The following is a 13,625-nucleotide window of genomic DNA, read 5'->3' on the forward strand; positions in this document are numbered from 1 at the left end:
GAAGTCAGTTTTTGCTTACGCAAAAACATAGCACATGCTTTCGAAGTCAGTTTTTGCTTACGCAAAAACATAGCACATGCTTTCGAAGTCAGTTTTTGCTTACGCAAAAACTTTAGGAGGAAACCCCAATCATGAGTTTGACAACTTGCACGATTCATGTGACACAAAGGCAGGAAAAAGTCATCTACTTGACCAGTGAATTGGCGAGATCCCTCAAGCTGGCAAAAACCAGATCCGTCATTCTGCATGTGGGAAGCAAAAGCGCCTCAGTGGGTCTCAAGCTGATTAAAAAATCAGGAAATCATCTTCATGTTCCTAATTCCATCCTGTCTCAATTGCGCATTCCCAAGCTCGGAACGAGCATGGTGGTATGCAATAACGGTAAAGATATCCGCATCGGGCCGCTCATTGGCATCTTAACGAATGTAATGGCCAGCGGGACTGCGCCTTTTGGTTCACGTACCGGGTTTCTTCGCGAGTTTATGCGTGCGGGCTCCGATAAATCCTTTTATTTCGGTTTTTCACCCAGCGATGTCAACTGGTCTCAGGAGACGGTATCAGGCATCTTCCCACGCTCAGAAGGAGGCTGGTACCGTAAAACCGTTCCGCTGCCTGATGTCGTATACAATCGCTTACCAAGCCGCAAAGCGGAAAAACTGGCATCCATGAACAATTTCAAGCAGCGTTTTGTGCGCAAAGGTATTCCTTTGTTCAACTGGGCATTTTACGAGAAGTGGGATGTGTATAATTTACTCGAAGGAACAGATGCTTTCCGTCATGTGCCTGAATCCCATATCAACCCTTCTTCGAGTCAAATCAAGGAAATGCTTGATAAACACAAGTTTATTTATTTAAAGCCAACCGGAGGCAGCCTCGGCATCGGTATTTACCGGGTAACCTATAACCCCAAACGAGGATATTATGCCCGCTATCGCAGCAATGGCAAAAATGTGCTGCTTCGCTTCAGCCGGTTTGATTCCTTAATGTCCATGCTCAATCGCAGTAATGCCAGACTGAATCATTACGTGGCTCAGCAAGGTATCCGTCTGATCGAAATTGATAATTGTCCGATAGATTTCCGCTTCCATTTAACCAAAAACATTAACAACGAGTGGGTCGTTGCGGGCATTGGAGCCAAGAAGGCAGGTAAAGGCAGTGTGACCACCCATGTGCGCTCAGGAGGTCAATTAATGACTCCTGATCAGGTTCTAAGGCAAATATTCGGTTCACGTGCTGAGCAGGTATTAAATAATGCCAAAGAAACTGCAATCAAGTTGGCCGAAGCGCTTGAACGCAACGATAAACACACGCTCGGTGAGCTTGGCTTTGATCTTGGTATTGATCAAAACGAGCAAATTTGGATGTTCGAAGCCAACTCCAAGCCCGGTCGTTCTATTTTCAAGCATCCCGCACTCAAAGGAGAAGGTAAGGCAGCGCTCAAACACGTGTTCGACTACTGTCTGTACCTAAGCCGATTTCGCTCAAGGAGGGAATCATGAGTGGAACCTCTCCTACACCAAAAATCACGACGACCTACCTTGGCCATTCTCACTCATTCCGATGACACGAGAATTTTTAGGGGAAATAAAGAAAATTATATCGACTTGATCGCTGCCGGAGAGGCAAAGGGAGTCCATGTGTATGTGATGACGACCGCCAACTTCAAGCTTACAGCTAATCAGGCCACAGGCTATTCATACAATTTTAAAACCAAGTCCTGGAAAAAGGAGCTTCTTCCTCTTCCTCATGTTATTTACAATCGTATTCCTTACCGTAAGTTTGAGCAGCTTCCCGAGGTGCAATCTATTCTCCAGAGCTGCTTGCGCCACCGAAGCATCCATTTTTTCAACCCTTCTTTTTTCAATAAATGGACGCTTTTTGAATGGCTGAATAAGTCCAAAGAAACCGGTCCTTATATCCCTACCACCCAAAAGCTGACGACAAGCGATGATCTGGAAAAGCTGCTGCATAAGCATTCGAGCCTTTACTTAAAGCCGGTCCGCGGTAAAGCGGGCAAGGGCATTATGAAGGTTAGTCGGATCATCGAAAAGACAACCCGGGCACAAAAATATCAGCTTAGCGTACAAGACAAAACAAGAAGTCATATTTCCCGCTATACGAATGTCTCGCAGCTGTGGACGCAAATTAATCAAATGATGGTCACTCAGGATTATATTATGCAGCAGGCCATCTCGTTATCGCTCTATAAGCAGCGTCCGTTCGATCTTCGGGTGCTTGTGCAAAAAAATAGCAAAGGCGCCTGGACTGTTACGGGCATTGGTGCACGGCTGGCTGGTAAGCAGAGCATTACCACCCATGTGCCGCGAGGAGGTTCCATCGATGATCCTGCCAAATTGCTCAGCGCTGGCTTTGGTGCGGCAGAGAGCAAAAAGATATTGCAGCGGGCCCGATCAGCCTCCTTATTGATAGCCAAACAAATTGGGAAAGCTAGCGGCAGCACCCTTGGTGAAATGTCACTCGATCTGGGGGTAGATACAACGGGTCAAATCTGGTTTTTTGAAGCAAACTCAAAACCCATGAAATTTGATGAGCCGCATATTCGCAAACAATCATTGGACAATTTAATTAACTACTGCATTCACTTATCCAAAAAGACGAAGAAAAAGACAGTTACCACCATGTCCAAAAAAGCAAGGTGAGCAGGTGACGAAACATGACTCCGTACCGTTTAGGCATACTAGCTATGTACTTGTCAGAGCAGAGGCTGGAAGAACTGTCCTATTTTCGTAAGCTTAGCACTTACGGACAGAAGCTTGGCATCCAAATACTTGTATTTACACCCGATGATGTAGATAAAAACAAACAAAAAATCAAAGCTCTGGTCTACGACGTGGCCTCCGGCAAATGGCAGCGCAAGTGGGCACTCATTCCCGAGCTGATCTATGATCGCTGTCGTTATCACGGTGTTCATAATTTCCACAAAATTTCCAGATTCCGCACTGTGCATAAAAAGCTTCATTATCTAAGCAGTCCATTAGCCAATAAATGGTCTATGCATCAAGCCTTATCAGAGGATTCCGTTATAGCTGACCATTTGCCAGCAACTGTCCGTTATAACGATCATAAAGAAATGATCCGTCTGCTTAAGCAGCATCAGCGCATCTATTTGAAGCCCAGAAATGGCACCGGAGGACGGGGCATCGTTCGGCTGCAGCGAATATCGGATTCGACATTTTTGATGCAGGGAAGGGATGAACAGCGACGTATCATTCCTCAGCAAAAAATTAGCGAATCGCAAATTTCAACCAAATTAAGCAGCTGGCGCCTTAAGGGCCGTTACATTGTACAGCAGGGAATTTCACTCACCCTCAAGGATGGCCGTGTTCACGATTTCAGGATGCTTATTCAAAAGGACGGCAGGGGCGAGTGGCAGGTTACCGGCTGTGCTGGAAGGATCGGACCGATGCACTCGGTCACCTCCAATCTGCATGGAGGAGGTACGGCCATTGCGATGGAAAAGCTGCTGATGCGGCGTTTTGGCAATAAGGAAAAGGTAGCTTCGATTCAGCAGGAGGCTAATAAGCTGGGTATCGACATCGCTCACTTTTTGGAGCGCAAGTTCGGGAAGCAGTGTGAGATCGGAATCGATTTGGCCATTGATCCCAAGGGAAAGGTTTGGCTGCTAGAGGTCAATCCCAAGCCTTCGCGTGAAGTTTTTTATCGAATCGGGGAACGTGAGACTTATCGCAAAGCGATTACACGGCCGTTAGAGTACGCACTCTGGCTGCTTCAAAATAAAAGTAAAAACAAAAATAAAAGCAAACCGCTGGTTGATATTGATAAATCACACACAACTGGATGAACAACAAACAACCAACCGTATCAGCAGCAAAGTCTGCTCACGGTTGGTTGTTGTACTTGTCTGATATGAAGCTTACTTCTCAATCAGTTCTAATATATCCGAAAATTTGGCAATACGAACATCGGCGCCTGCCAATTCACCTTTATCGCGGAATCCCGCATAATCACAGCCAATTACGGTCAAGCCGTTTTCTTTACCTGCTTCTACGTCGGAAGAACGATCGCCAACCATCCATGCCGATTTAACGTCATAGGTTGTCAGCAGCTGCTTCACAAGATCCACTTTGGATCTTGTCTGAAATTCACCCGCACTGTACAAGCCTTCGAAGATAGGAGTTAACCCTTTAAACTCCATAACCCCTTTAACGTAGCCTTCTAATCCATTGCTCGCAATAAATAAACGAATTCCTTGGGCATGCAGAGCTGCCAATGTGTCAGCAACGTCCCCATATAAAGAGCCCTCTCCATTTTCCAAGCCTTTCATCTGGTAATCTAACAGTAATTCGTCAGCACGTCTATGTACCTGTACCTCTACATCTGGCATAACGCGCTGCCAAATATGTTCAAGCAGCATTCCCAGACTGCCCAGAATAGCACTCTCTGGCGGCGTTTCACCACTATAAATTCCTTCTGTCCTCATTTGCTCGAAAGTAGCATGATACGCAGGCAGCAAAAGTGTTTCGGTTTGAAATAAAGTACCGTCCAAATCAAAAATCATTGCTTCGGGCTTCTGTAAAGTTGGTAACAAGCGCAATCCCTCCTGAATGAATAGTCCACGTTCTATACAATCATGATTTTGAGTGCTTGTCAATTAAATACCAAATGAGCGTATCAAGACTCATACAAAAGTCTATACCTATGAACTGCAGTTCCATTAAGGGACGTACAAGCTCACAGGCATAGACATTGTTGTTAGTTGTTCTTCATTGAAATCGATTATTTTTTTATTGCTTTTAAAATGACAGTTGCTGCTTCCGCACGTGTTGCATTTCCTTGTGGCTTAAAGGTTCCGTTTTGGTATCCATTGACCAAACCGCTTGCTGCGGCTGCAGACACTTCCCTTTGGGCCCACACGGAAATTTCGGAGCTGTCCGTAAATGTGACTCCAGTTGTCGACGCTGGCAGCATAGCCGCACGCACAATCATCGCAGCCATTTGCTCACGTGTGATCAAATCATCCGGTCTGAAGGATACTTCACTAATACCCGAAATGATGCCGTTGGCCGCAGCCGTTTCTATCGACTTGCTAGCCCAATGGTTAGCGGTGTCCTCAAACTTCTTCCCGCTCATTCCCTTGAGTCCGAATGCCTTCACCATGACAACAGCAAATTCAGCACGGGTGATGTTGTTCTCAGGACCGAAGGTTCCATTAGGATATCCGTCAATGGCTCCAGCTGTAATCAGCTCTCGAATACTGTTTTCTGCCCAGTGACCCTTAATATCAGTCAGCTCTACACGAACAGGTGTTGGTTCAGGTACTGTTATCGGTGTGAGAGCATCTTGAATATTGCTTGAGAAAACGGCAAGCTTGCTAAAACGATTTACTGAACCGGTTACGACTGCATTCTCGATATCCACTTGAGGGTTAGCCAATGAAATCCATTTTCGCGCTGCTTCATCGAACCCGTATAGCGATAATTGTGACTTCGCAGGATCATACTTCGTCTTATCGAACGGTAAGGTAATCGACACTAGCCGTGTGAATTCATCAGCTTTGTCTTTCTTAATCTCAAAGATGTCGCTTAGCAATTGAATAGACGCATCCGAATTTAGTTCTGTAGTATTCGTTAATTTATCAACGCTCACTTTAAAATCAGTATTGAGAGCATTGGCTGGAATTACGATCTTAACTCCATTGATGGTAACCGTTCCGCCAACAGATGCAGAGATCATACCCCAGTTAGCAGCCGAATTACTGCCACTATTGGAGTTACTTCTAGATGGAATGCTCGGTGTAGTGCTGGCAACCGTATAGCTGACGAATTTGGTGAAATGCTTAGTCCAAATAATCATATCGCTGCCTACATCGATCCTCGCCTCACCATCTGCTGAAATCTGCGAGTCAGCCGCATCTTGTGTATCTGCAGTGACAGTGTTCGTAATCGTTGCAAAGACTCCACCTCTTACAAAGCCGGCTGATTTTCCCGCTTGGTTAGGTACAAGCAGCCTTACAGCTTTATCAAAGGTTAATGTTAGATCCGGTACTCCAACCTCAATGACTGCATTTACATTTCCGTTGGTTACCGCAACACTACTATTCTCTTGAAGCTCGGGCAGTTTAATGGTTCCATCCCAAGCTGCAGGAGCAGTAATCTTGACCCCAGAAGGGATCGATACCTGTACCTCGCCTATTGAGGTTGTTGCCTTCGCCTCAACTAAAGGCAGAGTTGCTTGTTTAGTATCTCCTGTTGTAAGAGGAGCCACTTGTATCCTGGCATTAGTCACCCCAGTTGGAACCGTTAAACTCACTGGTTCAGTTGATACTTGTACCGGCGTCTCAGTTACGGTTTGGACAGCAGCTCTATTTATTTTCAATGTGTATATTTTTTGAGTTGTTCCGTCTTTTGCCGTTACTTGAACCGTGATTGTATTTAACCCCTCTGACAAAAGGATTCGTTGACTGCTCGCCGTTTCACCGTTAATTTCCAGTGAAGCGCTCGAATCAACTGCGGCTGCCGTTACAAATATACTGCTTGTGTTATTACCTACACTCAGCATATAGTCCGTTGTATCAGCAGAGAAATTAAATGTCAATCCGCTTAATTCAAGGGATTTCAAGTTAACATTAACTTTAGCCTGGCCCGAGACCATAACGGAGATGCTAGCCGTATCCGCTGTAGATCCGTCCGATATTCTCGTTACGGTGAATACGAGATTTACGCTCGTATCTGCGTCTTGCGGTGCAATCACACCATTCTTCGCGATCACCGCCTCGTTACTCGATGTTTTAATCGCAATTGTGTAGCCCCTCGGCACACTTGGCAGCGTTAGGCTTGTTGCATCCTTCGCTGGTGCTGCCACCGCTGTAATTTCTGCTGCTACCTCTGCTGCTGTTGGCACTGGTGGCAGAGTTGGCGTTTTTGACGGCACGATTACCGTCATGCTAACCGTATCCGCTGTAGAGCCGTCCGATATTCTCGTTACGGTAAATACGAGATTTATGCTCGTATCTGTGTCTTGCGGTGCAATCACACCATTCTTCGCGATCACCGCCTCGTTACTTGATGTTTTAATCGCAATTGTGTAGCCGCTCTTCACACTTGGCAGCGTTAGGCTTGTAGCATCCTTCGCTGGTGCTGCCACCACTGTAATTTCTGCTGCTACCTCTGCTGCTGTTGGCGCAGACTGTGCTGAGCCTTTTAACTCCTTCGTATCTCTCACTCGAATTCGTTTGCCTTCTGCATATTTACCGGTTAGTCCAACCGCTTCAAGTGTATCGCCAATTTTAAGCTTAGGAATAGGACCGGATTGATTGATTACATATCCGTCTGCAAAGACCAATGCTTCTCCCGAACCATCGTTAATTACATAAGAGTTATCGTCCGGTATTGCTGTAACCCTACCTGTCACCTTAACAAGTTGACCTTGATTTACCTCAGCATAAGCCTCTTGCGTGCTGACGGCTTTAGGTGCAATTGGAACTCCAGGCGATGTATTGAGTTTAACAACACTATCAACAAACTTTCCGAATTCTAACTCTGTGTTATTTTCGAACACTTTGATGTGTCCGTAGATCCGAACCGTATCTCCGATTTGCAGGCTTCCAGCAGGCACTTCGTTAAATGCCATTATACCGCCTGTTTCATCCTGAACATAAACAGAGTCATAAAATGCTGTTGTCGTTACTTTTCCCTCAATAACAGCATCGGTACCCTCAGCCTTAATGCGAGCCTCGCCGATAGGGCTAACTTTGGGTTCCAGGTGTGCTAACCAATTGATCGCGTTAAGCGCGAAAGGATCGTTACCCTTCGGATTATACGTTTGATCCATTTGCTTATCATTGAAAACATTCATACCAGTAACGATAACCCGGCTATTACCGATCGTTTCTGAGGCGATTAATGGAATATTAGAACCACCTGTTATTGAATCCAGAGCCGGACCATTTTTCCCGTTAGAAGTGAATACACTGTAAGGCACAGCGTCAGCTTTTACACTTGGTGTATCCTGGAATGTGGTTTCATTACCTCTTACAAGAACCGTTACCGAACTGCTGTCCGTAAGTGAAACTTTATTTCCTGCCCCACCATTACGAGCGAGACTGGCTCCGCTGTAATATTCTATGGTTGGAACAAAATCCGTTATATAATTTTTTACTGGTGTTGGATGCAATCGCACGGAAAAATTGGAAGTTAAAGGTGTGCTCCAAAAGTTTCCTTCCTTGGACTCATCAAATACCCCATCATTATTCACTTGAATGCTGGACCCGATTCCAGTTAACAAGCTGTTTGAATTTTGATTCGATCCGCCGAAATTACTTTTTTCAGTCAGCAATAACGATCCGCCATTAGTCATGTACTTATTGATTGCTGTAATTTCATTCGTTGTGTAGGCAGAAGCAGGGTGTGTAACCATCAATACGTTAACATTGCTTAATACTTGATCCGAAATCGGTGCCGTATTTTCAAGTACCGTATACCCCTGTTTTCTCATCATAACTGTAAATAATTTTAGATTATCCTTATAAGTACCCGCATCTAATGTAGTGTTCTCATTTTGATGAGTAGCATCAATCATGATAATCTTGCCAAGAGGTGCTTTAATCGTAAACTGTTGTTCAAATTTATTGTTTCCGAGATCATGACCGTCCTTGGCCTCAAGCACAATGATAACCTTATGGTCCCCAGCGATCGGATTTGACCATTTTACGCTTGCAGAGCCGGAAGTATTGGCCGGAAGCGAGTCTATCGTTGCATCTCCAATGAAATGCTGGGAATCAATACTGTCGTAATAAAAATGAGCAACCAAATTGCTAACGTTGATGCTTCCTTGATTGCTGATTCCCGCTTTAATGTCGGCAGGAACTCCCCCGATAAAGGCTCCATCAACCGCATCTACATTACTTACTTGTACAGCTAAATCCTGGGCTACAGACCAGATGGGTGCAGAATAAATACGATCTCCATCCTTTTGTGTAACTTTCACTACAAACCATTGCTGACCGCCCAGTACGGTAAAGCTTGGTTTCCAATTAAAAGCTGTGGAGTCGGAAGTTGGTGTATAGCTATCTACGACTCTTCCACCATTTGTGATCAGTTCAACCTTCGAAATATTATCGTTAGTCGCTGTTTTTAAATAACTGTATTTAGGATCTGCAGAAGACTCCCATACAGGGTCACTGCCGGTAATATTAAAGTCTAACGATTTACTGTCCACCGTCGAACCCATATAATAGCCATTTGCCAAAACATCCAGCTTGAAATTTGGATCTTCGGTCATGTAAACACGCATCTTTTTCATGGCATCGAGCAGCGATTCCTGACTAAGGTCGTTTGCTACGATCACAGTACGATTTTTGGTTTGTCCCCAGGTCGCATCATGATTGTCCTCGCCATAAGTCGGAGCCACATGCCAGCCTAAATCAAGCGCATTGAAAAATTTATCCTGAGCATTCGCATACGAGTATTTGCCTGAACCGTTACCTACTTCAAGCATCGTAAACAGCTTATCTACTTTTTTATCGTAGGGAATAAAGTTTGCAAAGGCATTGGCCGACATCGCCGGATGATTAAATTGGGCTACGATATTGTCATAGGTCAAAACCCAGCTGTAATAATTTTTCAAATCCTGATACGTTCCGCCTTCTTCTACTCGATCGATAAAATTGTTAGTTCCGAACACATTGGAATGACCCCACGTAGTTGATGTCATTTCGAATGCCGGAAAAACTACAAAACTCCCGTTTTTCGTGTAGCGATTTGCCAAGTCCTTAGTTAACTGCCAATTCGATCCGCCTGTGCGTTCTTTCATTCCGTTGTGATCAACAGAATCTTTTCCGACAAGACTGGAATCAATATCGTGGGAGTGATCGGAAAAAGCAAACCAGTCATATTGATATTTTTCTGCAGCTTTTAAGGCATCTTCTGGCGCTCCATCAGCGTCATGTGAAATATTGGTATGGTTATGGGTCGTACCCCGGTAATGATTTCCTCCGGTAAATCTTTGCAGGACTTCAAAGCTCCATGAATACGTCGATAAATTACCAAGTTTATCTTTAGCTGATACAACGACAGTATGAATCCCTACTGCCAAATCTTCATCAGCGGTCAAAGTTAACTTGATCATTCTTTCCGAAATAACCGCTTTGGAAGTAAAATCATTTCCATCGATTTTCATACTGACTGATGCAGTATTAACACCGTTAGGGTCATCTAATGTTACAGAAATGATAGGGTGTCCCGTATCTATACTATCACCATTAGCAGGTGATGCATTGGAATACTCAGGACCATCCTTGTCCTCCACAACATCGATGCTGATTGGAGCGTTAACGTCCCCGGAAGACAGGGTCTTTCCGTTCCCCTTGGCTTCGATGTAATACAGCAATTTATTGTCAGGCACACTTGCTTGCGGTATTTTACCATTGTAATTTATTCCGTCTGCCGAGCTCATAATAATCGGACTAAAAGTCGGATCAGTTGTCCCTTTGTAATAAAGTGTGACAGAATCTGCATTTTTAGCTGCAGCAGTAAAGGAAACATCGATTCCGATATAAGCTTTGGTTAATGGTGTATGAGTAAACTGCAATTCTCCTTTTATATCGGCAGCCGACCGTGGAAGCACATAATATCCGCTTGTAAAAGGAGATACACTTTTGGATTGACCGACGATACCCATAAAAGTATAACTATCGCCTTGCTCTATCGCTCCTTTACTTACATCAATACCGGAAGTTCCCAATATACGTATAATAGATAAATTTCCTGCATCATCAGAGATGGATATGTCATAATCCGGGCCAGAAGCAGGTATGTTCGTCACTGTTCCTGAGATCTTGACCAGTTTGCCCTCCAGCGGTTCCGCTGTCGCATAGCTGCTCAACGACTTCAATTCGATTGCTTGAGGAGCAGGCGTCTGATCCGGGCCCACATAAGTAATAGTTGTCGGAACAAATCGAGTCGTCCCGGCCGTAAAAACTACTCGCCCATCAATTTTGAATTTGTTACCAGCCTGGATTGCAGCCGTAGGGGCTTTGCCGTCAACAATGTTAATACCGCCAGTGGCGTCCTGCATATAGAAATTGGTCTTTTCGTTGCCAAGGGCATTGTTGTTCGAAGTGGCAACACCTTCTATGGTGGCGGTATATCCCAGATTGATAGGAAAACCATTTGCATCATTCGCTCGTAGTTGATCAATAGGGGTAATTCCACTTGGATAGCCCGTTACATTGACTCGGGCATAATTGCTTTCCATAGATATCAGTTCAGATGAATCCGTATGAGTCACATATACCGACTGACTGCTGCCAGGATCAGAAAAGCTCAGTGTAAATGACCCATTGGCAGACGCAGTTGCTTGTTGAACGTAGGAAACAGTACCACCATTGTACAAGTATGCTTTAACTGTAGCTGATGATGGAACAGCGTTGGCTGCTCCTGTGACAGAAGCTGTTCCGCCAGCTTGGGCAAACGTTATTTTACTTGAGTCCGGAGAAAGCATAAACTTCGAGTTGTGGATGACGACTTCATCAGGCTTGGAAGGACTGGATGGGGCGTTCATCACAAAATCTTTGGATGGGTCTTTCGTAAACCATCCATTGCCCATGCCAAATGCAATTCTCGGATCGGAACCAGTATTGGTTTTACGCAGCAGCACCCCGCCTCCGACACCAGAGCTAAAGAAAGGAGAGCCCCAATGATCCGTTTTCGTTGCAAAGCTGGTTGTAGACCCATTACCGTAAGCTACTATATCAATAGCTTTGGGGTCATCCTGGCTGCTTAACCCGTTTACTGCATTAGCAAGGGTAAGTATGCCTCCCGCAGAACCGCTGGGATTAATCGTGGTCGTTTGATCCACATTTACAGGAAGAGCCGCGCCGGTAGCACCCGTGTTGCCCGCTACGAGATAGTAGCCATGAGCCTTGATCGTACCGGTCAGCTTCGTTCCTGCACCAAAGCTGGTTCCTGTTGCCGAGGTATAAATGAGGGCCCATTCATTGTTGAAATTAATATCCTGATTTGTCGTATTGTACAGCTCAAAAAACTTCGTTTTGTAGAAAGCTCCGCTATTGCCGCCGTTAACGTAAAGCTGACTCAATACAACGTCTCCAGGTGAATAAGTTGCACCAGGAAAGGATAAATTAATTGTCGCTTTATCGCTCTCTAGCTTGCCAGTTTCTTTGGCTGCTACGAATACGGAAGTTTTGCTCCCAGGGTTAGAGACGGTTAGACTAAACGAACCGTTGGCAGTCGCAGTTGCTGTACCTGCCACTGAATTATCGTCCCAATATACAGAGATTGGTGCATTATTCGCAGCCGCTCCAGCAGTACCAATCACCGATGTGGAATTCGTAAATGTGATCTTACTGGCATCCGGCTTCGCCGTTTTGGGAATGGATACGCTCACTTTGTCGCTTTCATCTCTGCCGCTTGCCGTCGCTGTCACTAATGCCGATGTGTTGTGAGCAGCGTTGCTGATTGTCATGTTGAATGAACCATCATTTTGGGCAGTCGTTGTTCCTGCAGGTGTATTATCCGGTAAATAGGCTTTAACCGCAGCAAGGCCATATACGGCTCCTGCAACACCTTTAATCGTTGTAAAATCATCATTAAACGTAATTTTACTTACATCCGGGTTTGTCGTTTTGGGAATAGCCCCAAAATCAACAGAAACCTTATTGCTTTCGGTTTTCCCGCTTTCCAGAGAAGTGATATACACCTTACGCTCTGAATTGGGATTATTAATTGTAATATTGAAAGCACCGTTAATGTCCGCTGTGCCCGTACCTGCCACCGAGTTATCGGCGAAGTACACCTTAACGCCAGCTCCGCCATAAACAGCCCCGCTAACACTCGAAACGTGTGTCAACGTATCAAAAATGATTTTATTCGCATCAGGGGCGACGCTTTGGCTCTGGCCTAATTTCACACCATTAATGACAATGTCAGCAATTCTGCTGTTACCTCCACTCGCAGTTGCTGTACCGCTGCTAATAGGTTCCGTTGTATAATTAACCCATCGAATATAGACATTTGTCTTATCATCCACTGCACTCGGTAATGCAAGATTGTCTGGACCAAGTGCAAGATTTGCAGTATGCACAAATGACCCATCTTTAACATCCGTAAATGTAGTGCCATCTGTACTGTATTGAATCTTAAAATCTTTTGGACCTGTTGAAGTACCGTAATGCTTAGAGGAAAGAGTTAGTTGTGAGTATCCTTTTGTGCTGATTTGCGCCTGCCAATAGCCTCCTGCTACTTGCCAGCCACTGGTATATACTGTAGCGTTTGAAGCCGTATAACTTAGACTGCGATTACCGCTTATTGAAAATATCCCATTGGACAAGTTAGCGTCCGTACCACTTGTTGCAGGGATTGCTACAGGGCTCGTAGCTGCTGCTGAAAAGGTCCACCCCGCCACAATCTCTGTTGCAGCATGCGCCTTCTGAACAAGAGCATTCGGAAAAATCGTCGTTACCATCATCAGAATAATCAACGCAAGGCTATACCATCTTTTATTTTTGTTAATAAAACGTGACACTCTTTGCACCTCCATTAGCATTAAAAAACAGAAAAACATGGATATACACATATCCATTTATTGGTAAATAATGGTTCAATATCCTAATATCATCGGCAAAC

The 13,625-nt window shown here is 44.8% G+C and carries 5 protein-coding genes; 3 read left to right on the forward strand and 2 right to left on the reverse strand.

Annotated elements, in window-relative coordinates:
• The first annotated feature begins 131 nt into the window (after positions 1-131).
• The 3 genes from LRL21_RS13135 to LRL21_RS13145 are packed head-to-tail and all read left to right on the forward strand — an operon-like array spanning position 132 to position 3,823.
• Positions 132-1,499, forward strand: coding sequence for a YheC/YheD family endospore coat-associated protein (locus LRL21_RS13135; protein WP_240416236.1), 1,368 nt, complete (start codon positions 132-134; stop codon positions 1,497-1,499).
• Positions 1,500-2,660, forward strand: coding sequence for a YheC/YheD family endospore coat-associated protein (locus LRL21_RS13140; RefSeq protein ID WP_240416237.1), 1,161 nt, complete (start codon positions 1,500-1,502; stop codon positions 2,658-2,660).
• A gap of 14 nt (positions 2,661-2,674) precedes the next feature.
• Positions 2,675-3,823, forward strand: coding sequence for a YheC/YheD family endospore coat-associated protein (locus tag LRL21_RS13145; RefSeq protein WP_240416239.1), 1,149 nt, complete (start codon positions 2,675-2,677; stop codon positions 3,821-3,823).
• A 72-nt stretch (positions 3,824-3,895) separates the two neighbouring features.
• On the opposite strand, the gene LRL21_RS13150 is transcribed toward LRL21_RS13145, so the two are convergent.
• Together LRL21_RS13150 and LRL21_RS13155 are read right to left on the reverse strand one after the other, a co-directional pair.
• The gene (locus LRL21_RS13150) at positions 3,896-4,540 is read right to left on the reverse strand and encodes an HAD family hydrolase (RefSeq protein WP_240416445.1); all 645 of its coding nucleotides are present in this window, start codon (positions 4,538-4,540) and stop codon (positions 3,896-3,898) included.
• Positions 4,541-4,758: 218 nt separating this feature from the next.
• On the reverse strand, positions 4,759-13,524 hold the full coding sequence (locus LRL21_RS13155) for an S-layer homology domain-containing protein (protein ID WP_240416240.1): 8,766 nt from the start codon (positions 13,522-13,524) through the stop codon (positions 4,759-4,761).
• Positions 13,525-13,625: the final 101 nt, after the last annotated feature.

This window comes from Paenibacillus periandrae (assembly GCF_022458865.1).
GTDB lineage: Bacteria > Bacillota > Bacilli > Paenibacillales > NBRC-103111 > Paenibacillus_S > Paenibacillus_S periandrae.